This is a genomic window from Microbacterium sp. Z11_20 (assembly GCF_057197605.1).
On the sequence record NZ_JBXVOQ010000001.1, the window covers coordinates 122,524 to 146,430 of the forward strand.

Here is a 23,907-nt window from a genome sequence, read left to right on the forward strand (position 1 = left end):
GGGGGAATCGTCGAACCTCCGCAGCCTGCGGCCGGGATCGCGGCGGCTCGATCCGCACGATCGGGGGCGGCCGACGGCATGCGAGGATTGCCCGGTGAAGCGCCTCGTCACCGCCGAGCTGGACCTCGAACTCGGCGGCTCCGTCGACCTCGTCCTGCAGATCACGGCCGCTCAGGGCGCACCCGTCGTCACCGAATCACTGACGTTCGCGCAGGGTGACCGGCGCCATACGGCGACCGAGATCATCGATGCCGCCGGCAGCCGCCTGCACCGTTTCACGGCGGATGCCGGTCCGCTCGAGGTGCGCTACTCCGCGACGATCGAGGGGTCGTTCCCGGCCGAACCGCCAGGGGAGTTGGACGCGATCACCTATCTGCGCCCGAGCCGGTACTGCCAGTCCGACGAGGTGTTCGGCCAGGCGCGCCGGCAGTTCCGCGGCCTCCACGGGGTCGACCTCGTCGACGCGGTGTCCTCATTCGTCGCATCCGGCGTGACGTACACCCCGGGCGTCAGTCTCGGCACTGACAGTGCCGTCGCGACGCTCGCGAGTGGCCAGGGGGTGTGCCGCGACTACGCCCACGTCGTGATCGCTCTTCTGCGGGCGATGGATGTGCCCGCCCGCTACGCGGCGTGCTACGCCCCGGGCCTCGAGCCCATGGACTTCCATGCGGTGGCCGAGGCGTACCTCGATGGCGCCTGGTACGTCATCGACGCGACGCGCTTGGCCGACCGGCGTTCGCTCGTGCGGATCGCGACCGGACGGGACGCCGCGGACTGCGCATTCCTGAGCTATCACGGCGGGAACGTCGGTCTCGAGCGGATGTACGTCGATGCCCGGCTCGCCGCGGACGGCTCCACCGCGGAGAGGGGCGCCGACGACCACTTGTCGCTCGTCCGGATGGCCTGACCCGTGGCGAAACGGGAGCTCTCCGCGGCGGGGAAGATCTTGTGCTCGTCTTGCGCTTGTCTTGCGCTTTCGTTGCGGGTGGTCTGCCAGCCTGTCGTCATCGGTCGTCACTGACCGAGGGGGAATGGGCGGTCCGCCGTGGGGGACCGGCGGACCGCTCGCCCCACCCGTGTCCGGACTCGCCGCAGGCATCCGATCACGCGCAGGTTCGCCCACCGGCGCGAACGTAGGATGAAGAGGCTATGGATCCCGAAGCCCTCTCCTCCGCTCTGCTCGCCGTTGTGACACCGATCGCGGAGGCTCGACGAGAGGGTTCGACAGCGGGTCTCAGCGCCGCCGACCTTCCTCTGGAGCGTCCGAAGAACCGCGACCACGGAGACTGGGCCTCCAACGCAGCGCTCAAACTCGCCAAGGCCGTCGGCGCCAACCCGCGTGAGCTCGCCGCCGAGATCGCCGAGGCACTCGCCGGGGTCGACGGCATTGCGAGCGTCGAGGTCGCCGGCCCGGGCTTCATCAACATCCGTCTGGATGCGGCGGCAGCGGGAGCCCTCGCGCGCACGATCGTCGAAGCCGGCGCGGCCTTCGGTGCGAACGAGTCCCAGCGCGGGAACACGATCAACCTCGAATTCGTCTCGGCGAACCCCACGGGACCGCTGCACATCGGCCACACGCGGTGGGCGGCGCTGGGGGACTCGATCGCACGCCTCCTCCTCGCTAGCGGCGCGACCCTCGTGCGCGAGTTCTACATCAACGACGCGGGGGCGCAGATGGAGCGGTTCGGTCGCTCCGTCCTGGCTGCCGTGCTCGGGGAGCCCGCGCCCGAGGACGGCTATGCGGGGGAATACATCCAGGTCCTCGCCGACCGCGTGCGTGACACCCCCTTCGCCGGGAAGCCCGGCGGGGTGCTCGAGGCGTCGCCGGAGGAACAACTGGCCTTCGTGACCGAGCGCGCCTACCAGCTGCAGCTGGGCGAGATCCAGGCCTCGCTCGAGGCATTCAACGTGCACTTCGACGTCTGGTTCTCCGAGCGCGTCCTGCACGCAGCACCGGAGAGCGGCGGTCCGAGCCTCGTCGACGAGGCGGTGGAGCGGTTGCGGGCCCAGGGGCACGTCTTCGACGAGGATGGCGCCGTCTGGGTGCGCACGACCGACTTCGGCGACGACAAAGACCGCGTCATCCGCCGCGCCAACGGCGTGTACACGTATTTCGCCGCCGACGCCGCGTACTACCTCAATAAGGGCGACCGCGGATTCGCGCACAAGATCTATCTCCTCGGCGCCGACCACCACGGCTACGTGCACCGCCTGAAGGCGCTCGCCGGTGCCGCCGGGGACGACCCGGACAAGGATGTCGAGGTGCTCATCGGGCAGCTCGTGTCGATCAACGGCGCGCGACTGAGCAAGCGCGCCGGCAACATCATCGAACTCGACGACCTCCGGCAATGGCTCGGCACCGACGCGCTGCGATACTCCCTCGGGCGCTATCCGGCCGACTCACCGCTGACGCTCGACCCCGAGATCCTGCAGAAGCGCACCAACGACAACCCGGTCTTCTACGTCCAGTACGCGCACGCCCGCACCCACAACGTGGCCCGCAACGCCGAGGCGTCGGGCGTGGACCGGTCGGAGTTCGCACCCGAGCTGCTCTCGCACGAGACCGAGTCGGCGCTGCTGGGCGCGCTGCAGGAGTTCCCGCGCACGGTCGCGTTCGCCGCGGAGGTGCGGGAACCGCATCGGGTGGCCCGCTACCTCGAGGAGCTCGCCGGCCTCTACCACCGCTGGTACGACAACTGCCGCGTGATCCCGCTGGGTGACGAGCCCGTCGAGACCCTGCATCGCACCCGCCGGTGGCTCAACGATGCCACCGGCCAGGTGCTGCGCAACGGTCTGGATCTGCTCGGGGTCAGTGCGCCCGAACGGATGTAGCGATGACCGACGACCGCGCCACGCTGCCGTTCGACCTCCAGCCCTCCGAACCGTCTCCGCGTCGGCGGCGCCGCGCGTGGCCGTGGATCGCGACGCTCGCTGTCGTGGTGGCGCTCATCGTCGGCGCGGCGGTGGGGGCCGAGATGCTGGCCCGCGGTGCGGTGCAGGGCGGTGTCCGTCAACTCGTCGTGACGCAGCTCGATCTTCCCGCCGACCAGCCGGTCGACGTGGAGGTGGACGGACTGGTGCTGCCTCAGCTCCTCTCCGGACGGCTCAGGGAGATCACCGTCGGGTCACCGGACGTGGCTCTCGGACCGGTCGCGGGTGACGTGGTCGTGACCCTCACCGACGTGCCGGTTTCCGCGGATGCGGCGGCCGGGCCGGGTTCGGCCACGGTGCGCCTGGATGAGCAGCAGCTGCGAGCCCTGCTGAGCACCATCGATGGATTCCCGGGGGACACGGTGGCCATCTCCGGCCCGACCGTGACCGTCTCCACCGAGCTGTCGCTGTTCGGGGCGGCGATTCCGCTGGGCGTGGCCCTGCAGCCGGGAGCAGCCGACGGCGACCTCACCATGACCCCCGTGGCGTTCCAACTGGGCGGCACCGACGTCACCGCCGACGCCCTCCGCACCCGGTTCGGAGGTCTGGCCGACGCCGTGCTGCGCCAGTGGAGCGTGTGCATCGCCGAGCACCTGCCCGCCGCCCTCACTCTCACCTCGGCCGCCGTGGACAACAGCGCGGTCGTGGCGACGTTCGACATCGACGGCGCCGTGATCATCGACCCCGCGCTCCGCCAGCCCGGCGCATGCCCGTGATCGCGCGGCGTGGATCGGCGGCCGTGCCCGCCCGGGGTGGCCCCTCATCCCCGTGCGTGGCGGGGTACGGGAGCGGCGCGGGTGTCCCGCTAGACTGCAAGCACTGCCCGGCGTGAGCCGTTCCGCCGCGGCTGACGCTGCTCCCGCGGCCGCCCGCACTGCCGCATCCACCCGATTGGTCCTGTCCGTGTCCGCCTCGCCCTCCACGCCACTGGTGCCGGAGTGGCTGCGCGTGCCGCACGACGCGAACGCTGCGGACCCCGCCATCTGGCCTTCCTCCACCCGGCGCGACGACGCCGGAGCCCTGCACATCGGTGGCGTCTCCACTCGGCAGCTGGCTGCCGAGTACGGCACGCCCCTGTACGTCATGGACGAGGACGACGTCCGCGCCCACGCGCGGCGCGCGCTCGCCGCATTCCGCGACGCGGCGGCGCGCCACGGCGCGACCGCCCGCGTCTACTACGCCGGCAAGGCCCTGCTGACCACCGATGTCGCCCGCTGGGTCGCCGAGGAGGGGCTGCGCGTGGACGTGTGCAGCCACGGCGAGCTCGAAGTGGCGCTGGCCTCGGGGATCGAGCCGGGCCTCCTCGGCTTCCACGGCAACAACAAGTCCCCTGCTGCGCTCGAGCGCGCCGTGGACGTGGGCGTCGGAACGGTCATCGTCGACAGCGACATCGAGATCGAACGGCTCTCCGCCGTCGCCGAACGTCGCGGAGCGATCCAGCCGGTCCTCGTGCGGGTGCGGACGGGCGTGCACGCCGAGACCCACGCGTTCCTGGCCACCGCGCACGAAGACCAGAAGTTCGGATTCGCCGTCGAGGACGTGCCCCGCGCCGTCGCGCGCATCCGCGAGCTTCCTGGTCTGAGATTCACCGGCCTGCACGCGCACATCGGGTCGCAGATCTTCGACGCGGACGGCTTCCGCGCCTCGGCCGGACGGCTGGTCGACCTCCACGCCGACCTCCTCGGCGGAGGCGACATTCCGCTCCTCAACCTCGGCGGGGGCTTCGGGATCGCCTACACGTCGGCCGACTCGCCGCGTCCTCTCGAAGAGATCGCGGCGGGGATCGTGGATGCGGTGGCCGACGAGTGCGCCGTGCGCGGCATCCCGCTCCCCGAACTCGCCTTCGAACCAGGGCGGGCGATCGTCGGCCAGGCCGGGATCACCCTGTACGAGGTCGGCACCGTCAAGCCCGTCGCCGTGACCGAGGACCTCCGGCGTCTCTATGTGAGCGTCGACGGCGGGATGAGCGACAACGTGCGTACCGCGCTGTACGGCGCGCAGTACAGCGCACGTCTGGCTTCCCGCACGAGCGACGCCGACCCCGCCCTCGTGCGGGTCGTGGGGCATCACTGCGAGTCGGGCGACATCGTGGTGGACGCCGAATACCTGCCCGGCGACGTCACTCCCGGCGACCTGCTGGCCGTCCCCGCCACCGGCGCGTACTGCTTCTCGCTCGCGAGCACCTACAACTACACCCCGCGTCCGCCGGTCATCGCCGTGAGCGAAGGCCGGGCGCGCGTCCTCGTGCGGCGGGAGACCGTCGCCGACCTCCTCGCCCGCGACACGGGCGCTGGGCACAACGAAGGGAAGAGCATGCCGGTACCGAGCGAGCGGAGCGAGTCGAAGTGACCGAGTACCGCCGTCTGCGTGTGGCTCTCCTGGGCGCCGGCGCCGTGGGATCACAGGTCGCCGCACTGCTGCTCAAGCACAGTGCGGAGCTGGCCGACCGCGCCGGAGCAACCCTGGAGCTCGTCGGCATCGCCGTGCGCGACCTGGACGCGGCCCGCGAGGTCGACCTGCCGCGCGAACTCTTCACCACCGACCCCGAGCCGCTGCTGGTCGGAGCCGACATCGTCATCGAGCTCATGGGCGGCATCGAGCCCGCGCGCACCTACCTCCTGCAGGCGATCAACGCCGGGGCCGACGTGGTCACCGCCAACAAGGCGCTGCTGGCCACGCACGGCCCCGAGATCTTCGAGGCGGCCGACCAGGTGGGCGCCCAGGTGTATTACGAAGCCGCCGCCGCCGGCGCGATCCCGATCATCCGCCCGCTGCGCGACTCGCTCGCCGGCGACCGCGTGCAGCGGATCATGGGCATCGTCAACGGCACCACGAACTACATCCTCGACCGTATGGACGTCGAGGGCGCAGAGTTCGCCGACGTGCTCGCCCAGGCGCAGGCGCTCGGGTACGCGGAGGCCGACCCCACCGCCGATGTCGAAGGCCACGACGCCGCGCAGAAGGCGGCGATCCTGGCCAGCCTCGCCTTCCACACGACCGTCCCGCTGGACACGGTGCACCGTGAGGGCATCACGGGCATCGACAAGAACATCATCGATGCCGCCCGCCACGCCGGTTACGTCGTCAAGCTGCTCGCAGTCTGCGAGCGGCTGCTCGCCGACGACGGCTCGGAGTCGATCTCGGTGCGCGTGTACCCGGCCCTCGTCGACCGTGCCCACCCGCTGGCGAGCGTGCACGGCGCCCACAACGCGGTGTTCGTTCAAGCTGAGGCCGCCGGCAACCTCATGTTCTACGGCGCCGGTGCCGGTGGCGTGCAGACGGCCTCGGCCGTTCTCGGTGACGTCGTCTCCGCCGCACGCCGTCACATCGCCGGCGGAGTGGGGGTCGCCGAGTCCACGCGCGCGAATCTGCCCATCGTCTCGATCGGTCATGTCACGACGCGGTACCAGATCACCCTCGAAGTCGACGACGAGCCGGGCGTGCTCGCCACCATCGCCGGCATCCTCAGCGAGGGACGCGTGTCGATCGCGACCGTCGAGCAGACCGTCATCCCCCGGGCCCGCACCGGGTCCGTCGCCGCTGTCGAATCGACCGCATCCGGCCCAGAAATCCCGATGGCGCGTCTGGTCATCGGCACCCATGAAGCACGTGAACAGCACCTGAGCGAGACCGTGACGCGTCTGGCGGAGAGCGGCGTGGTCGAACGCGTCGTCTCGGTGCTGCGCGTGGAAGGAGACTGACATGGCACACGTCTGGCGCGGAGTCCTCCGCGAATACGCCGATCGCCTCGGCGTCACCGACGCCTCCACCATCGTGACCCTGGGCGAAGGCGGCACGCCGCTGCTTCCCGCTCCGGCGCTTTCGCGCCGCACGGGAGCGGACGTATGGGTGAAGTACGAGGGGATGAACCCCACCGGTTCGTTCAAAGACCGCGGCATGACCGTCGCCCTCTCCCGCGCGGTCGAGCACGGCGCGAAGGCGGTCATCTGCGCATCGACGGGCAACACCTCGGCATCCGCGGCGGCGTACGCCGCCCACGCCGGCATCACCGCCGCCGTGCTCGTTCCCGAGGGGAAGATCGCGATGGGCAAGCTGAGCCAGGCCGTCGCCCACAACGGCCGCCTCATCCAGGTGCGGGGCAACTTCGACGACTGCCTCGAGATCGCCCGGGAGCTCGCCGACAACTACGCCGTGCACCTGGTGAACTCGGTCAATCCCGATCGCATCGAAGGCCAGAAGACCGCCGCCTACGAGATCGTCGAGGCGCTGGGGGATGCACCCGACTTCCACTTCATCCCCGTCGGCAATGCCGGCAACTACACCGCGTATTCGCGCGGGTACCGGGAAGAGGCCGCCCGAGGGGTCTCCACGCGCGTGCCGCGCATGTTCGGCTTCCAAGCAGCCGGTAGCGCCCCGCTCGTGCACGGCGAGGTTGTGCGCAACCCCGACACGGTGGCCAGCGCCATCCGCATCGGCAACCCCGCGTCGTGGGAGCTGGCCATCGAGGCCCGAGAGGCCACCGACGGCTACTTCGGTGCCATCGACGACGAGCGGATCCTCGCAGCCCAGAAACTCCTGGCCGGCGAGGTCGGCATCTTCGTCGAGCCCGCCTCCGCCATCAGCGTCGCCGGTCTCCTCGACCGGGCGGAGGCCGGCATCGTCCCCGCCGGTGCACGTGTCGTGCTCACGGTCACCGGGCACGGGCTGAAAGACCCGCAGTGGGCTCTCCGCAACGCCGACGGCTCCTCCGTCGAGCCCACGGTGGTGGATGCGGCGACCAGCGAGGTCGCCGCCGTCCTCGAGCTCGCCCCGGCCCGGGCATGACCGCAGGGCGTCGCGTGCAGGTGCGCGTGCCGGCCACCAGCGCGAACCTCGGTCCTGGATTCGACACCCTCGGGCTTGCGCTCAGCGTCTACGACGAACTCGTCGTCACCGAGCTCCCCGGAGACCGGATCGAGGTGGAGGTGACGGGCGAGGGCGCCGCATCCGTTCCCCGCGACGCATCCAACCTCGTCGTGCGCGCCATGGCGCACGCGTACGCCGCCGCCGGCCGGGAGCTTCCCGGCGTGCGGCTGGAAGCGCACAACGTCATTCCGCACGGGCGGGGGATGGGGTCATCCGGAGCGGCCGTCGTCTCGGGTCTGCTCGCGGCGAAGGGGCTCCTGGAGGGCGAGGTGGATTTCGCCCCCGACGCGCTGCTGCGCCTGGCCACCGAGTTGGAGGGGCATCCCGACAACGTCGCCCCGGCCCTCTTCGGCGGGCTCACGATCGCGTGGCTGGATGAGACGGGCGCGCAGCACAAGCAGCTCATCGTGCATCGCGGCGTCGCGCCGCTGGTGATGGTGCCGGAGTTCACGATGTCGACGAAGGTGGCCCGCAGCCTGCAGCCGCTCCAGGTGCCGCGCGAGGACGCCGTGTTCAACGTGTCGCGTTCGGCCCTCCTCATCGCCGCGCTCACCCAGAGCCCGGAGCTGCTGATGGCCGCCACCGAAGACAAGCTGCATCAGAGCTACCGCGCGCAAGCCATGCCCGAGACCGACCGGCTCGTCCGGGCGCTGCGGGCGGAAAGGTACGCGGCGGTCGTTTCCGGCGCCGGCCCGAGCGTCCTCGTGCTCGCCGACGGGCCCGGTCGCCGCCAGGAGGCGGCGGACCTTGCGGCGTCCCTCGTCGACACCCCGTGGGAGGCCCACATGCTCGCCGTCGACGTCAAGGGTGGTACAGTGAGGGAGTAGCGGGGGGTTCCACGTACCACGTGAATCTGGCCCCCGTCGCAAATCTGCGAAAACCACCGCACGCACCCGCAACCCGCCTCGGCCGCTTCGGCCGGCGAATCGCGGAGCGGAACCCCGAGCTTGTCAAAGGGCCGATGCCTGTTCTCTCCGGTGTCGTGTGCGGTCAATCATCCGTTTCACAAGGGAGCACTCGTGGAGTCCATCTCCGAGATCCAGGGTGTCGACGCGTCGTCCGACGACGCGACGAACACCGAAGACACCGCCGCCGCGGTCGAGACATCGGCTGACGCCGTCGAGGAGGCCACGCCTGCCGGCGAGGCTCCCGCCGCGGATGACGCGCCGGCGGTGGCCGAAGACGCTCCGGTCGAAGAGGCGCCGGTCGAGCCGCAGGCCGCTCCGGCCGTGGACGCCCCCGCCCAGGATGCGCCGGCAGCTGCCGCGCCGGCCCCCGCCGACGCTCCGGCCGCTGACGAGGCTCCGGCACCCGCCGAGGCTCCGGCCGCTGACGAGACGCCGGCACCCGTGGCCGAAAAGCCCGCGCGCACGCCGCGCAAGCGCGCCCCGCGCCGCGCCAAGAGCAGCGACGTGCCCGCCGAGGCCCCCGCGGCCGAAGCCCCCGCCGCCGACGCCGCTCCCGCCGACGCCGTGCCGGCCGAAGCCCCCGCGGCCGACGCCGCGCCTGCCGACGCCGCCCCCGCGGCCGCTGACGCCCCGGTTGACCCGGCCACCGTCGAGGCACCGCGAGAGGCCCCGGCCGACGCATCCGAGGCCCCGACCGCCGAGGCCCCGACCACCGATGCCCCCGTGGCAGCCCCCGCCGACTCCCAGGGCCCTCAGGCCCCGGCCGCCGACGCGCCCGCGGATTCCGCTCAGGCCGAATCGGGTTCCACCGACGCCGAGCAGCCCGAAGACGGCGCCTCCTCGGGTCGCAACCGGAACCGCAACCGGAACCGGAACCGCAACCGCAACGCAGGCGGCTCGAACAGCGACCAGCAGGCGGACAAGCAGCCCGAGCGCCCGCAGCAGGAGCGCCAGCAGCAGGAGCCCCAGCAGCCCGAGCGACAGCAGCGGGAGCGTCAGCAGCCGCAGCAGCCGGCCGCGGAGCTGGACGGCGACCAGGGCAACGGTCGCAACCGTCAGCGCAACAAGCGCCGCGGTCAGACCCCCACCGACGAGTTCGACACCGAGATCAACGACGACGACGTGCTCATCCCCATCGCGGGCATCCTCGACGTCCTCGACAACTACGCGTTCGTCCGCACCACCGGCTACCTTCCGGGCCCGAGTGACGTCTACGTCTCCCTCGGCCAGGTGAAGAAGTACAACCTGCGCAAGGGCGACGCCGTCGTCGGGGCCATCAAGCAGCCCCGCGACAATGAGCAGTCGGGCCGGCAGAAGTACAACGCGCTGGTCAAGGTCGACGCCATCAACGGGCTGTCGGTCGATGACGCCGCCACGCGCGTCGAGTTCGGCGACCTGACGCCGCTGTACCCGCAGGAGCGCCTCCGGCTGGAGACGGCTCCGGAGAAGCTCACGCAGCGGATCATCGACCTCGTCGCCCCGATCGGCAAGGGGCAGCGCGGCCTGATCGTCGCGCCGCCGAAGGCCGGCAAGACGATCGTCCTGCAGCAGATCGCCAACGCGATCGCGCAGAACAACCCCGAGGTGCACCTCATGGTCGTCCTCGTCGACGAGCGGCCCGAAGAGGTCACCGACATGCAGCGCACGGTACGCGGCGAGGTCGTCGCCTCGACGTTCGACCGCCCGGCCGAAGACCACACCACGGTCGCCGAGCTCGCGATCGAGCGCGCCAAGCGCCTGGTGGAGCTCGGTCGCGACGTGGTCGTGCTGCTGGATTCGATCACCCGCCTGGGCCGCGCCTACAACATCACCGCGCCCACGTCGGGCCGCGTGCTCACCGGTGGGGTCGACGCATCCGCGCTGTACCCGCCCAAGCGCTTCTTCGGCGCCGCGCGCAACATCGAGAACGGCGGGTCTCTCACGATCCTCGCGACCGCTCTCGTGGAGACCGGCTCCAAGATGGACGACGTCATCTTCGAGGAGTTCAAGGGCACCGGCAACAGCGAGCTGCGCCTCAGCCGCCAGCTGGCCGACAAGCGCATCTTCCCCGCGGTGGATGTCAACGCCTCCAGCACGCGGCGCGAGGAGATGCTCCTCTCGCCCGACGAGGTGAAGATCACGTGGAAGCTCCGCCGCGCCCTGGCCGGTCTCGACACCCAGCAGGCGCTGGAGGTCGTCCTCGGCAAGCTGAAGGAGACGCAGTCCAACGTGGAGTTCCTCGTACAGATGCAGAAGTCGATGCCCGCACCGGCGCACGGCGCCGGCGGCGCACACGGGCACGACAACAGCATCCGCTGAGTCGTGGCCGCTGAGCCCGTCGAAGCGTCGGGAATGCTCGAGTCGGTCCGGGGGCTCCTCGAGGAGCACAAGGCCGTCGAGCTCGAACTCAACGACCCTGCGGTCCACGCGGATGCGGGGCGCGCCAAGCGCGTCAACCGGCGGTACGCCGAGCTGAATCGCATCGTCCACGCCTATGAGGCGTGGACGGGAGCGGTGAGCGACCTCGCCGCCGCGCGGGAGCTCGCGAAGGACGACGAGGCGTTCGCCGAAGAGGTGCCCGCTCTCGAAGAGCAGGTCACCGCGACGCAGGAACGGTTGCGCCGCCTCCTGATCCCGCGTGACCCCGACGATGCGCGTGACGTGATCATGGAGATCAAGTCGGGAGAGGGCGGCGCCGAGAGTGCGCTGTTCGCCGCCGACCTCCTGCGGATGTACCTCCAGTACGCGGCATCCCAGGGCTGGAAGACGGAGATGCTGGAGCGCAACGAGTCCGACCTCGGCGGATACAAGGACGTTCAGGTCGCCATCAAGGGCTCCTCGAACGACCCCGCGCAGGGCGTCTGGGCGCACCTGAAGTACGAGGGCGGCGTGCACCGCGTGCAGCGCGTGCCGGCGACCGAGTCGCAGGGCCGCATCCACACCTCCACGACGGGCGTGCTCGTCTTCCCCGAGGTGGATGAGCCCGAAGAGGTGCAGATCGATCCGAACGACCTGAAGATCGACGTCTTCCGCTCGTCGGGCCCCGGCGGGCAGTCGGTGAACACGACCGACTCGGCCGTGCGCATCACGCACCTTCCGACCGGCATCGTCGTGTCGATGCAGAACGAGAAGTCTCAGCTGCAGAACCGCGAGGCCGGGATGCGGGTGCTCCGTGCCCGGCTCCTCGCGAAGCAGCAGGAGGAACGGGATGCGGCGGCCTCGGACGCGCGCAAGTCGCAGATCCGCGGCATGGACCGGTCCGAGCGCATCCGGACGTACAACTTCCCCGAGAACCGCATCGCCGATCACCGCACCGGCTACAAGGCGTACAACCTCGATCAGGTGCTCGACGGCGCCCTCGGCCCCCTCATCGAGTCGGCCATCTCCGCCGACGAGGAAGCGCGCCTCGCCGCCCTCTCCGCCTCCTGACCCCCCGCTCCCGGGCCGTCGAGTCGCCACAATCCGTCGTGTTTCGCGCGACTTCTCGACGTTTGCTGGCGACTCGACGGGCGGGACGCGGCGGGGTTACCAGGCGGGGGGATGCGGGAGGGTGCCGCGCCAGCGTTCGAGCTGGGATGCGGCGGACAGGAGCATCCGCTCCCCACCGGGGCGCCCGACGAGCTGCACGCTCACGGGGTGCCCGGAGGCGTCCTGCATCACCGGCAGGACGAGCGCCGGCAGCCCCGACACGTTGACGAAGCTGCTGTAGGGGGCGTACTGCACCTGCTGCGTGAAACTGCGCTCGGCATCGGCTGCGTCATGCCATCCCAGCGGACGCGGGGGGAGCGCGAGGGCAGGGGTCAGCACCACGTCGTACGGCGCGAACGCCGCGATCGTCGCGCGCTCGAACACTCGTGCGCCGGCGAGGGCGCCGAGCAGCAGTGGCGCCGGGAGCGCACGGCCCTGCCGGACGAGCCATGCCGTGATCGGCTCGACGAGGTCGAGGTCGGCCTCCGTCAGCGGGATGCGCGCGGCGCTCGCCCGCCAGAGCACGCGGAAGAGCGGTCCGTACCCCTCCGGCCGCCACGGCGCATCCTGCACGTCATGGCCGAGATCGGCGAGGGCGGTCGCGGCGACGTCGAACGCCTGCCGGGCCGAGGCATCCAGCGTGATCTCCACGTCGTCGTCCCACGGGGAGACGGTCGTGACGCCGATGCGCAGCCGCGGCGGGTCACTCAGGGTGGCGGGGAGGAACGGCGCGGCGTCGGCCGCGCCGGTGGCGAACGGATAGGGCGCCAGGGCGCACAGGGCGTCGAGGAGGAACGCCGCGTCGGCCACCGTGCGGGCGAGGGGGCCGGTGACCGCGAGGCCGTCGGGGGAGTCCAGCCCCGATCCGATCGGCAGGCGTCCGCGCGACGGCTTCAGCCCGACCACGCCCACGGTGGCCGAGGGGATGCGGATCGACCCGCCGCCGTCCGAGCCCGGCGCACACGGCAGGAGTCCGGCGGCGACGGCGACGGCCGCGCCCCCGCTGGATCCGCCCGCGCCGGATGCCGGGTCCCACGGGTCGCGCGCCGGGGGAGCGGTGCGGGGCTCGGTGTAGCCGGTGAGACCGAACTCCGACGTACTCGTCTTACCGAGGCTCACCGCGCCGGCCGCGTCCAGTGCCGCGGCGAGGGGATCGGATGCGGTGGGCACGACGTCGACGCGGGCGCGGGAGCCGTAGCGGGTGGGAACGCCCGCCCGGGCCACGAGATCCTTGTCGGCGAGTGGGAGGCCCCACAGCGCCCCCGTCGGCGGCGCGGCCTCCAGCGCGCGGGCGCGCCGCAGCGCTGCATCCGCCGTCACCTCGGCGAACGCGCCCAGGTCTGCGTGCGCGGCGATCCGCTCGAGGAAGTGCGTCGCGACCTCGACCGGGCTGAGGTCGCGGCCGCGCAGCATCCCCGCCAGTTCGATCGCCGAGAAATCATGCAGCGCGGTCATCCCTCGAGCGTAGCCACGGGAGCGATGTCGCCCCGCACCCCCGCCTGCCGGCGAAGGGATGGGTCAGATCGAGTACTCCGGCGCCGTCAGGAGAGCGCGCGTGTCTTCGCCCGCACGCCGCGGACGCGGCGTGGCCGGAACCCCCACCAGCACGGAGTCTGCGGGAGCATCCTTGGTCACGACGGCGTTGGCGCCCACGACGCTGCGGTCGCCGATGGTGACGGACCCGAGGATCTTCGCCCCCGCACCGACGGCGACCCCGTCACCGAGAGTGGGATGGCGCTTGCCCCCCGCGCGCTGGCGGCCCCCGAGGGTCACGCCGTGGTACATCAGGACGTCGTCGCCGATCTCGGCCGTCTCGCCGATGACGACGCCCATGCCGTGGTCGATGAAGAACCGGCGCCCGATGACGGCTCCGGGGTGGATCTCCACCCCGGTCAGCCATCGGGTCACCTGCGAGCCGAGGCGCGCGAGGAAACGGAATCCGCGCCGCCACAGTCGATGGGTGAGCCGGTAGGCCCACACCGCGTGCAACCCGGAGTACAGCAGCAGGAGTTCGAGGGAACCGCGTGCCGCGGGGTCACGGAGCTTGGCCGCGGCGATGTCTTCGCGCAGGCGGGCGACGACGCCCACTCAGTCCTCGCGGAGGTGTTCGTACAGGGCGGTGGACAGGTACCGCTCCCCGAACGACGGGATGATGACGACGATGGTCTTGCCCGCAGCCTCCGGGCGCTTCGCCACCTCGAGCGCGGCCCAGATCGCGGCTCCGCTCGACATGCCGACGAGGATGCCGTCCTTCGTCGCCGTGTCGCGCGCGAGGCGGATGGCGTCGTCGAACTCGACGTCGATGACCTCGTCGATGACATCCCGGTCCAAGATCGCGGGCACGAAGTTCGGACCGATTCCCTGGATCTTGTGCGGACCCGGGTGGCCTTTGGTGAGGATGGGGGAGTCGGCGGGCTCGACCGCGACGACCTTCACGCCGGGCACGCGCTCCTTGAGCACCTGGCCGACGCCGGTGATGGTGCCCCCGGTGCCGATGCCGGCGACGAAGTAGTCGACCGCGCCGTCGGTGTCGCGCAGGATCTCCTCGGCGGTGGTCTTGCGGTGGACCTCGGGATTCGCCTCGTTCTCGAACTGCCGCGCCCAGATCGCGCCCGGGGTCTCGTCGACGATGCGCTTGGCCTCCTCCACCGCGAACGACATGCCCTTCGTCGGGTCGGTGAGGTGCACTTCGGCGCCGAACGCCTTGAGCAGCAGGCGTCGCTCCTTCGACATGGATGCGGGCATCGTGAGGACGACGCGGTATCCACGCGCCGCACCGACCATGGCCAGGGCGATACCGGTGTTGCCGCTCGTGGACTCCACGATCGTGCCGCCCGGCTGTAGGTCGCCGGAGGCTTCTGCAGCATCCACGATGGCGATGCCCAGGCGGTCCTTGACGCTGCCGGCCGGGTTGTAGAACTCCAGCTTCGCGAGGATGGTGGCGCCCGCCCCCTCGGCGACGCGGTTCAGCCGCACGAGCGGGGTGTCGCCGAAGGCGGACGTGATGTCGGAGTGAATGCCGGGCATGGCGTGCCTTTCGCCGTCGGACGGGTCACCCACCAGCCTACCGAGCGACATCGCCGGCGTATGACGGCGGCGCCGTAGGCTGAGAAGGCCCATGCCCGAGCCCACCCCCGCACCCGCTCCCGCCGGAAGGCCGCTTTCCGCTCTCGTGCGCGCGGCCACCGAGCGTCTTGCCGCCGCCGGCGTGCCCGATGCCGCCGTGGACGCCGAACTGCTGGCCGCCCACGTACTCGGCGCCGGCCGGGGCGCCGTTCAGGCCGCCGCCATCCGCGGCGACGGCGTGGATGCGGCGGCCGCGGCCAAGTACGACGAGCTCGTCGAGCGCCGCTCGGCGCGGGTGCCGCTGCAGCACCTCACCGGTCGCGCGCCGTTCCGTCACCTCGAGCTCGCCGTGGGACCGGGCGTGTTCGTCCCTCGGCCCGAGACCGAGATGGTGGCCCAGCTCGCCATCGACGCGCTCGTCTCCGCCGCGGCCCCCGCGCCGGTCGCGGTCGACCTGGGGACGGGGAGCGGTGCCATCGCCCTCGCGATGGCCACAGAGGTGCCCCATGCCCGGGTGTACGCCGCGGAGAACTCCGTCGAGGCCTTCGCCTGGACCACCGAGAACGCGCGGCGCATCGGTGCCGACAACCTCCAGCTGGCGCTCATCGATCTCGAACGGGCGTTCCCCGAACTCGACGGCACGGTCTCGGTGGTCGCCTCCAATCCGCCGTATGTGCCGGATGACGCCATCCCGCGCGATCCCGAGGTGCGCCTCTACGACCCGCCGGCGGCCTTGTACGGGGGCGCGGACGGCCTCGACGTGGTGCGCGTGCTCAGCCGGGTGGGACTGCGGCTCGCCCACCCGGGGGGCGTGATCGTGATCGAGCACGGGGAATGGCAGGGCGCGGCGATCCGCGACATCCTCGCCGCCGACGGATGGCGCGCCGCAGCGACGCATCCCGACCTCACCCGCCGCGACCGTGCCACCACGGCCCTCCGCCCCTGACCGGCCCCCGTCGAGTCGCCAGCATCGGTCGTATCTTCGGCCGAATCCCGGCGTTTGCTGGCGACTCGACGCGGGGATGAGAGACGGGGGAGGGCTCGAACTAGACTGAGCGGGACATGTCACCCGTTTACGACTGCCGTGACGAAGCGCAATTGCTCTCCGGTATGCGCCACGCACGCCAGGCGCTCAGCCGCGGCGAACTCGTCGTCATGCCCACCGACACGGTGTACGGCGTGGCCGCCGACGCGTTCAACGCGCGCGCGGTCGCGGCGCTCCTGGCCGCCAAGGGCCGCGGCCGTCAGCAGCCGCCGCCGGTACTGGTCGCCGGAGTCGGCACACTCCGCGCCCTCGTGGCCGAGGTGCCGGGCCCCGTCGAGCGCCTCGTGGAGGAGTTCTGGCCCGGGGGGCTCACGATGGTCCTCCCGTCGCAGCCTTCCCTGTCCTGGGATCTGGGCGAGACCCGGGGAACGGTCGCGGTGCGGATGCCCGCCCATCACATCGCCCTCGAGCTGCTCGAGGAGACGGGCCCGCTCGCCGTCTCCAGCGCCAATCGCACCGGCGCCCCCGCCGCTGTCACGATCGACGAAGCCCGCGACATGCTCGGCGACTCCGTCGCGGTGTATCTGGACGGCGGCCCGAGCGAAACCGGGATCGCGTCCACGATCGTGGATGCCACCCGCCTGGTCGGAAGCGCCGCCCCCTCCGTGCGGATCCTCCGCGAGGGGGCCGTGCCCCGCGACCGGCTCCGCGACGTGCTCGGCGACCTGCTCGAACCCGACGACTCGGACGCCGACGGGGAACCGGATGCCGCAGCCGGACGGGACGGGTCGGCGTGAAGCAGTACCTTCTCCTGGTGCTGTTCACCGCGGTGGTCACCTTCGTCCTCACGTGGGCCGTGTGGCGCCTGAGCCTGCGGTACAAGCTGTATCCCGGCATCCGGGAGCGCGACGTGCACAAGAACCCCACGCCCCGCCTCGGCGGTGTGGCGATGTTCCTCGGCGTCGCGGCGGCCTTCCTCTTCTCCAGTCAGCAGACGTTCTTCTCGATCATCTGGACCAACCCCGGCCCCGTGCTGGCGGTGCTCGCCGCGACGTTCGTCATCGTGCTCGTCGGCGTGGCCGATGACCTCTGGGACCTGGACTGGATGATCAAGCTGGGCGCGCAGTTCGTCGCCGCCGGCATCATCACGTGGTTCGGGCAGTTGCAGATCCTCTCCCTCCCGATCGGGGGGTTGACGGTGGGGTCGGGCTGGATGAGCTTCACGCTCACGGTGTTCGCGATCGTGATCGTCATGAACGCCGTCAACTTCATCGACGGGCTCGACGGTCTGGTTGCCGGGGTCTGCCTCATCGCCAACGGCGTGTTCTTCGCCTACTCGTACATCCTCGTGCGCGACACCGGCGCCAGCACCTACTTCAACCTGGCCTCGTTCCTCGCCGCCGTCCTGGTCGGGGCCTGCATCGGTTTCCTGCCCTTCAACTGGAGCCCCGCCAAGATCTTCATGGGAGATTCCGGCGCCCTCATGCTCGGCCTTCTGATGGCAAGCTCCGCCGTCGCGATCACGGGGCAGATCGATCCGGCGGTCCTGGACCCCGAGCGGTTCGGCCGTTCCCAGTTGCTGGGTGCCTTCATCCCGATCCTGCTGCCCATCGTGGTGGTCCTGCTGCCCCTGCTCGATTTCGGGCTCGCCGTGATGCGACGCATGCGCGCGGGGAAATCGCCGTTCTCGCCCGACCGCAAGCACCTCCACCACCGCATGCTCGACATGGGGCACAGCGACCGTGACGCGGTGCTGATCTTCTACGCGTGGACGGCCGTGGTGAGCTTCTCCTTCCTGCTCATGTACCTCGGCACGCAGCAGAGCTGGCCGGGCGACTACCTCATCGGGGTCGGGTTCGGCGTGCTCGGCGTCGTCGCATGCCTGGTTCTGACCTTCCTCCCCTCGCGCCGCCGCGCGCGCCCAGCCCCCATCGAGGAGCCCGCATGACCCCCAGTCCCGTCTCCAGCACCCCGGTGCTCCGCACCGCTCTGACCTGGGGAGGCGTCGTCGCGGGGGCATTGGCCGTCGTCGGCGCGATCCTCGGCTTCGCCGTGGGCGGGGGAGAGGGCGTGGCCAGCGCGCTCGTCGGGGTACTCGTCGGCGCATTCTTCTCCGCGGTCACCGCCGCGAGCATCCTCATCGCCAACCGGTGGTTCGGCGACCCGTTGTACGTGCCGATCTTCTTCGGCATCGTGCTGGGGGGCTGGATCGTGAAACTCGTGCTGTTCATCGTCGCGCTCCTCGTCCTCCGCGACCAGCCGTGGATCGATCCGATCGTGTTCTTCGTCGCCCTGGTCGCGAGCGTCCTCGGGTCGCTGATCGTCGACCTCATCGTCCTCATGCGGATGCGCATCCCCCATGCGAGCGACGTCTCGCTGCCCACCGACCCGGATGCCGGTGACCGCCGCCAGTGAACGGAATCCGAGCGGGCCGTAGTTTGATAGTGTTTACCTGCACCCGCACGCTCTCCCAAGCGCTTTCGGGGCGCCCTCACCGACCATCGTCGCAACGGTCCTCACCGATGCCCCAAAGCTGGAGCCAGCGCTGTTCACTCAAGCTGCGACCCTGATCGCGAACGTCGCGTCCTCCGACGCGGAGTTCCATCCGCCGTCGATCAACGAGTTCTTCCCCGACGCTGTTCTGTTCGAGGGCACGATCTTCGCGATCACGCGGATCAACCTCATCCAGATGCTGGCGACGGCGGTGCTCGTCGTGCTGTTCGTGCTGGGCACGCGCCGCATGAAGCTCGTTCCCGGCCGGTTCCAGAGCATCGTGGAGATGGGTCTGGACTTCGTCCGGGTGAACATCGCGCACGATCTGCTCGGCCGCAAGGACGGCGACCGGTTCCTGCCGATCCTCACCACGATCTTCTTCATGGTGCTGTTCATGAACATCACGGGTGTCATCCCGTTCCTGAACATCGCCGGAACGAGCGTCATCGCCGTCCCGCTGCTGCTCGCGATCGTCGCCTACGTCACGTTCATCTACGCGGGCGTGCGCAAGAGCCCGGGCAACTTCTTCCGGAACTCCCTCATGCCCTCGGGCGTGCCGTGGTTCCTCTACATCATCATCATCCCGCTCGAGTTCCTCTCGACCTTCATCATCCGTCCCGTCACGCTGACGCTGCGACTGCTGATGAACATGATCGTCGGGCACCTGATGCTGGTGCTGTTCTTCGCCGCCACGCAGTTCTTCATCGTGGGTCTCGGCGGCTGGTGGTCGGCTCTCGGCATGGGCAGCCTCGCCTTCGGCTTCGCCTTCACCCTGTTCGAACTGTTCGTCGCCTTCCTCCAGGCGTACGTCTTCGCGATTCTCACCGCGGTCTACATCCAGCTCGCGGTCGCGGAAGAGCACTGAGCGGCCCGGCGCACGCCGAGCCACCCAACCGAAAGGAAAACACCCCGTGGACGCAACTACGGTTCTCGCCCAGGTCACCGGAAACGTCGCGACGATCGGCTACGGCCTCGCCGCCATCGGCCCGGCCATCGGCGTGGGCATCGTCGTCGGCAAGACGATCGAGGGCGTCGCTCGCCAGCCCGAGCTCGCCGGCCGCCTGCAGGTCCTGATGTTCATCGGTATCGCCTTCACCGAGGCCCTGGCCTTCATCGGTATCGCGACCGGCTTCATCTTCACCTGATCCGGCCGCCACTTACTCAGACAAAGGAGACGGGATGCTGAACGCTCTTGTCGTATTCGCCGCGGACCACGCGGAAGAATCGGCGCCGAGCCCGCTGATTCCGGCCTGGTACGACATCATCTGGTCGGCTGTCTGCTTCGTCGTCATCCTGCTCGCGTTCTGGCGGGTTGTTCTTCCGCGGATGCAGAAGCTGCTGGACGAGCGCGGTGCCGCCATCGAAGGCAACATCGCCAAGGCCGACGAGGCCCAGCGGCAGGCCGAGGCGGCGCTGGAGCAGTACACGGCGCAGCTGGCCGATGCTCGCAAGGAAGCCGGTGAGATCCGTGAGGCCGCCCGCGAGGACGGCAAGAAGATCGTCGCCGAGGCCCGCGAGACGGCGTCGGCCGAGGCCGCCCGCATCACGGCCACCGCGCACACGCAGATCGAAGCCGAGCGCCAGGCGGCGCTGGTGTCGCTGCGCAGCGAGGTCGGCTCGCTGGCGCTCGATCTGGCCGGCAACGTGATCGGCGAGACCCTCTCCGACGACCAGAAGGCCCAGGCGGTCGTCGACCGCTTCCTGGCCGACCTGGAAGCGTCGGAGAACGCGGCATCCTCGAAGCCGGTTGCTGAGCCTGCCGAAGCACAGGGACCGGTGATGTCCTAGTGGGAAGCGCGACCACTCAGGCACTCGAGGTCACGACCGCAGCGCTCGGCGCGGCGCAGGGCGTCGACCTCCAGGTCGCCGCCGAGCTGTTCGCTGCGGCGCGCGCCATCGGCGACTCGTCGCAGCTGGGCGGCGCGCTGGCCGATGCGTCGGCCTCGCCGGAGTCCCGTGCGAAGGTGATCGCCGACGTGTTCGGTCCTTCCTTCCGGCCGGTGACCGTGTCGCTGCTGAGCTCGCTGGTCGACCAGCGGTGGTCGCGTGCATCGGATCTCGTTGACGGGATCGAGGAGCTCGCGGTCCGCTCGGCGGCGATCGGGGCGACCGGCTCCGAGGTGGAGGCCGAGCTGTTCTCGTTCTCGCGCACCGTCGCACAGAACCCCGAGCTCGAGCTTGCTCTCGGCAGTCGCCTCGGCGATCCCGCGGCCAAGGGGGCGCTCATCACCTCGCTCCTGGGGGAGCGCGCGAGCGCCGCCACGACGCTCATCATCTCCTCGCTCGTGCAGCAGCCGCGGGAGCGTCGCGTACGGAGCCTGCTCAACCGGGCCATGTGGCTCGTCGGCGACCAGCGAGGCCGCACCGTGGCGACCGTCGTGTCGGCCACACCGCTGAGTGACACCCAGCGCACCCGCCTCGCCACGGCGCTATCTGCGCGATACGGCGGCGAGGTGTCGCTGAACGTCGTGATCGACCCGTCGGTGGTGGGCGGCCTGCGCGTGCAGATCGCCGACGACGTCATCGACGCGAGCATCTCCACCCGCCTGGCCGGCCTCCGCCAGCGCCTGGCGGGTTAAACTACAAGGCTTTGCCGTCCGCGAGGACCGCACATCTCGGGGCTCCCCGGCCCCACAACACGAAGGAAGACAATGGCAGATATCACGATCAGCCCCGACGTCATCCGTGACGCGCTGAAAGATTTCGTCGCCGCCTACGAGCCCACTGGCGCCGCCGCAACCGAGGTCGGCACCGTTATCGACGCCGCCGACGGCATCGCCCACGTCGAGGGCCTGCCCGGCGTGATGGCCAATGAACTCGTGCGCTTCGGAGACGGCACGCAGGGCCTGGCCCTGAACCTGGACGAGCACGAGATCGGTGTCGTCGTCCTCGGCGAGTTCTCCGGCATCGAGGCCGGCCAGGAAGTCACCCGCACGGGCGAGGTCCTCTCGGTCGCCGTCGGCGACGGCTACCTCGGTCGCGTCGTCGACCCGCTCGGCAACCCGATCGACGGCCTCGGCGAGGTCGTGACCGAGGGTCGCCGCGCGCTCGAGCTGCAGGCGCCCGGCGTCATGTCGCGCAAGAGCGTGCACGAGCCGATGCAGACCGGCATCAAGGCCATCGACGCGATGATCCCCGTCGGCCGTGGTCAGCGTCAGCTGATCATCGGTGACCGCCAGACCGGCAAGACGGCGCTGGCGATCGACACGATCATCAATCAGAAGGCCAACTGGGAATCCGGCGACGTCAACAAGCAGGTTCGCTGCATCTACGTCGCCATCGGCCAGAAGGGCTCCACGATCGCCTCCGTCAAGGGCGCGCTCGAGGACGCAGGGGCCATGGAGTACACGACGATCGTCGCCGCTCCCGCCTCCGACCCCGCCGGCTTCAAGTACCTGGCGCCCTACACCGGCTCCGCCATCGGCCAGCACTGGATGTACCAGGGCAAGCACGTCCTCATCATCTTCGATGACCTCACCAAGCAGGCCGAGGCCTACCGTGCGGTTTCGCTGCTGCTGCGTCGTCCGCCGGGCCGCGAGGCCTACCCGGGCGACGTGTTCTACCTGCACTCCCGTCTGCTGGAGCGGTGCGCGAAGCTGTCCGACGAGCTGGGCGCGGGCTCGATGACCGGTCTTCCGATCATCGAGACCAAGGCCAACGACGTCTCGGCGTACATCCCGACCAACGTCATCTCGATCACCGACGGCCAGATCTTCCTGCAGTCCGACCTGTTCAACGCCAACCAGCGTCCCGCGGTCGACGTCGGCATCTCGGTGTCGCGCGTCGGCGGTGACGCCCAGGTCAAGTCGATCAAGAAGGTCTCCGGCACGCTCAAGCTGGAGCTCGCCCAGTACCGCTCGCTCCAGGCGTTCGCGATGTTCGCGAGCGACCTGGATGCCGCATCCCGTCGTCAGCTGTCCCGTGGCGCACGCCTCACCGAGCTGCTCAAGCAGCCGCAGTACTCGCCGTACCCGGTGGAGGAGCAGGTCGTGTCGATCTGGGCCGGCACCAACGGGAAGCTCGACACCGTCGAGGTCTCCGACGTGCTGCGCTTCGAGCGCGAGCTCCTCGACTACCTGCGCCGCAACTCGACTGTTCTCGACACCCTCCGCGAGACCAACGTCCTCGACGACGACACCGCGGCGGAGCTCGAGAAGCGCGTTGACGCGTTCGTCCTGGAGTTCCAGGCCGGCGAGGGTCAGAGCATCGCAGCGCCGGGCACCGAGTCGGCCGATGCCGCTGAGGTGGACGACGTCAACCAGGAGAAGATCGTCAAGGGCCGCCGCTAACAGCGGCGGGGAGACAACACCATGGGCGCACAACTACGGGTCTATAAGCAGAAGATCAACTCTGCTCAGACCACCAAGAAGATCACGAAGGCGATGGAGCTCATCGCGGCTTCGCGCATCCAGAAGGCGATGGCGCGGGTGCGCGCGTCGTCGCCCTTCGCGCGAGCCGTGACGCGCGCCGTCTCGGCGGTCGCGACGCACTCCAACATCGACCACCCGCTGACCACCGAGCGCGCCGACATCCGCCGCTCGGCCGTGGTCATCTTCGCCTCCGACCGCGGACTTGCCGGCGCCTTCAACTCGCAGATCCTCCGCGAGGGTGTGGAGCTGGCCAACCTGCTGCGCTCGCAGGGCAAGGACGTCGCCTTCTACGTGGTCGGCCGCAAAGCGGTGGGGTACTTCCAGTTCCGCCGCCTCGCGACGGCGGCCGAGTGGACCGGTGACACCGACACCCCGCAGTTCCGCACCGCGGAGGAGATCGCCGCGACCCTCATCGACGCCTACAACCGTGGCGGCGGCGAGGGCGGCGTCGACGAGATCCACCTCGTGTACAACCGCTTCGTCAGCATGATGACGCAGAGCCCGGAGTCGGTGCGCCTTCTCCCGCTCGAGGTCGTCGAGGCCGAAGAGCCCACCGGCGCGCAGGTGTACCCGCTGTACGAGTTCGAGCCGGACGCCGAGACGGTGTTGGACGCGCTCTTGCCGGTGTACATCCAGAGCCGCGTCTTCAACGCCCTCCTGCAGTCGTCGGCCGCGAAGCACGCCGCGACCCAGAAGGCGATGAAGTCGGCCAGCGACAACGCCGACAAGCTCATCACCGACTACACCCGCCTGCGCAACAACGCGCGTCAGGCCGAGATCACGCAGCAGATCGCCGAGATCGTCGGCGGCGCCGACGCGCTGGCGTCCGGCAAGTAGACCC

At 70.3% G+C, this 23,907-nt stretch carries 23 protein-coding genes; 19 read left to right on the forward strand and 4 right to left on the reverse strand.

Translation table 11 applies throughout. The features are described from left to right. Window positions 1-94: 94 nt before the first annotated feature. The 9 genes from AC2DFQ_RS00580 (at window position 95) to prfA (ending at window position 12,113) form a co-directional block, all read left to right on the forward strand. Window positions 95-907, forward strand: a complete 813-nt coding sequence (locus AC2DFQ_RS00580) for a transglutaminase-like domain-containing protein (protein WP_484532618.1) — start codon at window positions 95-97, stop codon at window positions 905-907. A 242-nt stretch (window positions 908-1,149) separates the two neighbouring features. Next, window positions 1,150-2,832, forward strand: coding sequence for an arginine--tRNA ligase (gene argS, locus AC2DFQ_RS00585; protein ID WP_484532619.1), 1,683 nt, complete (start codon window positions 1,150-1,152; stop codon window positions 2,830-2,832). A gap of 2 nt (window positions 2,833-2,834) precedes the next feature. Beyond that, on the forward strand, window positions 2,835-3,647 hold the full coding sequence (locus AC2DFQ_RS00590; RefSeq protein WP_484532620.1) for an LmeA family phospholipid-binding protein: 813 nt from the start codon (window positions 2,835-2,837) through the stop codon (window positions 3,645-3,647). Window positions 3,648-3,834: 187 nt separating this feature from the next. Beyond that, window positions 3,835-5,280 (forward strand): diaminopimelate decarboxylase, encoded by a 1,446-nt coding sequence (gene lysA, locus AC2DFQ_RS00595; RefSeq protein ID WP_484533115.1) that lies wholly within the window; start codon window positions 3,835-3,837, stop codon window positions 5,278-5,280. Beyond that, window positions 5,277-6,632: a homoserine dehydrogenase gene (locus tag AC2DFQ_RS00600; protein WP_484509768.1), complete on the forward strand. Its 1,356-nt coding sequence runs from the start codon at window positions 5,277-5,279 to the stop codon at window positions 6,630-6,632. The genes lysA and AC2DFQ_RS00600 overlap by 4 nt, the downstream gene beginning before the upstream one ends. Window position 6,633: 1 nt before the next feature. Next, window positions 6,634-7,716, forward strand: coding sequence for a threonine synthase (thrC, locus tag AC2DFQ_RS00605; RefSeq protein ID WP_484509767.1), 1,083 nt, complete (start codon window positions 6,634-6,636; stop codon window positions 7,714-7,716). Next, entirely contained in the window at window positions 7,713-8,624 is a 912-nt protein-coding gene (thrB, locus tag AC2DFQ_RS00610; RefSeq protein ID WP_484532621.1) for a homoserine kinase, read from the forward strand. Before thrC ends, thrB begins: the two co-directional genes overlap by 4 nt. Window positions 8,625-8,816: 192 nt before the next feature. Beyond that, window positions 8,817-11,003 carry a transcription termination factor Rho gene (gene rho / locus AC2DFQ_RS00615; protein WP_484532622.1) on the forward strand — a complete coding sequence of 729 codons (2,187 nt, stop codon included), beginning with the start codon at window positions 8,817-8,819 and terminating at the stop codon, window positions 11,001-11,003. A 33-nt stretch (window positions 11,004-11,036) separates the two neighbouring features. Continuing rightward, the gene (gene prfA, locus AC2DFQ_RS00620) at window positions 11,037-12,113 is read left to right on the forward strand and encodes a peptide chain release factor 1 (protein ID WP_484510010.1); all 1,077 of its coding nucleotides are present in this window, start codon (window positions 11,037-11,039) and stop codon (window positions 12,111-12,113) included. A 96-nt stretch (window positions 12,114-12,209) separates the two neighbouring features. Here the strand turns inward: prfA and AC2DFQ_RS00625 are convergent, their stop codons facing one another. The 3 genes from AC2DFQ_RS00625 to cysK form a co-directional block, all read right to left on the reverse strand. After that, window positions 12,210-13,607, reverse strand: a complete 1,398-nt coding sequence (locus tag AC2DFQ_RS00625) for an amidase (protein ID WP_484532623.1) — start codon at window positions 13,605-13,607, stop codon at window positions 12,210-12,212. A gap of 63 nt (window positions 13,608-13,670) precedes the next feature. Beyond that, entirely contained in the window at window positions 13,671-14,240 is a 570-nt protein-coding gene (gene epsC / locus AC2DFQ_RS00630; protein WP_484509763.1) for a serine O-acetyltransferase EpsC, read from the reverse strand. Continuing rightward, window positions 14,241-15,179 carry a cysteine synthase A gene (cysK, locus tag AC2DFQ_RS00635; protein ID WP_484509762.1) on the reverse strand — a complete coding sequence of 313 codons (939 nt, stop codon included), beginning with the start codon at window positions 15,177-15,179 and terminating at the stop codon, window positions 14,241-14,243. Between the two features lie 91 nt (window positions 15,180-15,270). Here cysK and prmC point away from each other — a divergent pair, with 91 nt between their 5' ends. From prmC to AC2DFQ_RS00655, 4 genes are all read left to right on the forward strand, one after another. Further along, a complete protein-coding gene (prmC, locus tag AC2DFQ_RS00640; RefSeq protein ID WP_484509761.1) occupies window positions 15,271-16,164 on the forward strand; it encodes a peptide chain release factor N(5)-glutamine methyltransferase in 894 nt (297 codons plus the stop codon). A 116-nt stretch (window positions 16,165-16,280) separates the two neighbouring features. Further along, window positions 16,281-17,000, forward strand: coding sequence for an L-threonylcarbamoyladenylate synthase (locus AC2DFQ_RS00645; protein WP_484532624.1), 720 nt, complete (start codon window positions 16,281-16,283; stop codon window positions 16,998-17,000). Then, window positions 16,997-18,151: an MraY family glycosyltransferase gene (locus tag AC2DFQ_RS00650; RefSeq protein WP_484509759.1), complete on the forward strand. Its 1,155-nt coding sequence runs from the start codon at window positions 16,997-16,999 to the stop codon at window positions 18,149-18,151. The genes AC2DFQ_RS00645 and AC2DFQ_RS00650 overlap by 4 nt, the downstream gene beginning before the upstream one ends. Beyond that, on the forward strand, window positions 18,148-18,618 hold the full coding sequence (locus AC2DFQ_RS00655) for a Cg1360 family ATP-synthase-associated protein (protein ID WP_484509758.1): 471 nt from the start codon (window positions 18,148-18,150) through the stop codon (window positions 18,616-18,618). Before AC2DFQ_RS00650 ends, AC2DFQ_RS00655 begins: the two co-directional genes overlap by 4 nt. A gap of 138 nt (window positions 18,619-18,756) precedes the next feature. Here AC2DFQ_RS00655 and AC2DFQ_RS00660 read toward each other — a convergent pair whose 3' ends face one another. After that, the gene (locus AC2DFQ_RS00660; protein WP_484509757.1) at window positions 18,757-18,888 is read right to left on the reverse strand and encodes a hypothetical protein; all 132 of its coding nucleotides are present in this window, start codon (window positions 18,886-18,888) and stop codon (window positions 18,757-18,759) included. Between AC2DFQ_RS00660 and atpB the strand changes: the two genes are divergently transcribed. From atpB to AC2DFQ_RS00690, 6 genes are all read left to right on the forward strand, one after another. Continuing rightward, a complete protein-coding gene (gene atpB / locus AC2DFQ_RS00665; protein ID WP_484533116.1) occupies window positions 18,860-19,561 on the forward strand; it encodes a F0F1 ATP synthase subunit A in 702 nt (233 codons plus the stop codon). The two genes, AC2DFQ_RS00660 and atpB, sit on opposite strands and share 29 nt — an antisense overlap. Before the next feature lie 46 nt (window positions 19,562-19,607). After that, on the forward strand, window positions 19,608-19,841 hold the full coding sequence (gene atpE / locus AC2DFQ_RS00670; protein WP_043360904.1) for a F0F1 ATP synthase subunit C: 234 nt from the start codon (window positions 19,608-19,610) through the stop codon (window positions 19,839-19,841). A 34-nt stretch (window positions 19,842-19,875) separates the two neighbouring features. Next, window positions 19,876-20,484 carry a F0F1 ATP synthase subunit B gene (locus tag AC2DFQ_RS00675; protein ID WP_484509756.1) on the forward strand — a complete coding sequence of 203 codons (609 nt, stop codon included), beginning with the start codon at window positions 19,876-19,878 and terminating at the stop codon, window positions 20,482-20,484. Beyond that, entirely contained in the window at window positions 20,484-21,275 is a 792-nt protein-coding gene (locus AC2DFQ_RS00680; RefSeq protein ID WP_484532625.1) for a F0F1 ATP synthase subunit delta, read from the forward strand. The genes AC2DFQ_RS00675 and AC2DFQ_RS00680 overlap by 1 nt, the downstream gene beginning before the upstream one ends. A gap of 72 nt (window positions 21,276-21,347) precedes the next feature. Further along, window positions 21,348-22,985 carry a F0F1 ATP synthase subunit alpha gene (gene atpA, locus AC2DFQ_RS00685; protein WP_484509754.1) on the forward strand — a complete coding sequence of 546 codons (1,638 nt, stop codon included), beginning with the start codon at window positions 21,348-21,350 and terminating at the stop codon, window positions 22,983-22,985. 21 nt (window positions 22,986-23,006) lie between these two features. Next, entirely contained in the window at window positions 23,007-23,903 is an 897-nt protein-coding gene (locus AC2DFQ_RS00690) for a F0F1 ATP synthase subunit gamma (protein WP_484509753.1), read from the forward strand. The last annotated feature ends 4 nt before the right edge of the window (window positions 23,904-23,907 follow it).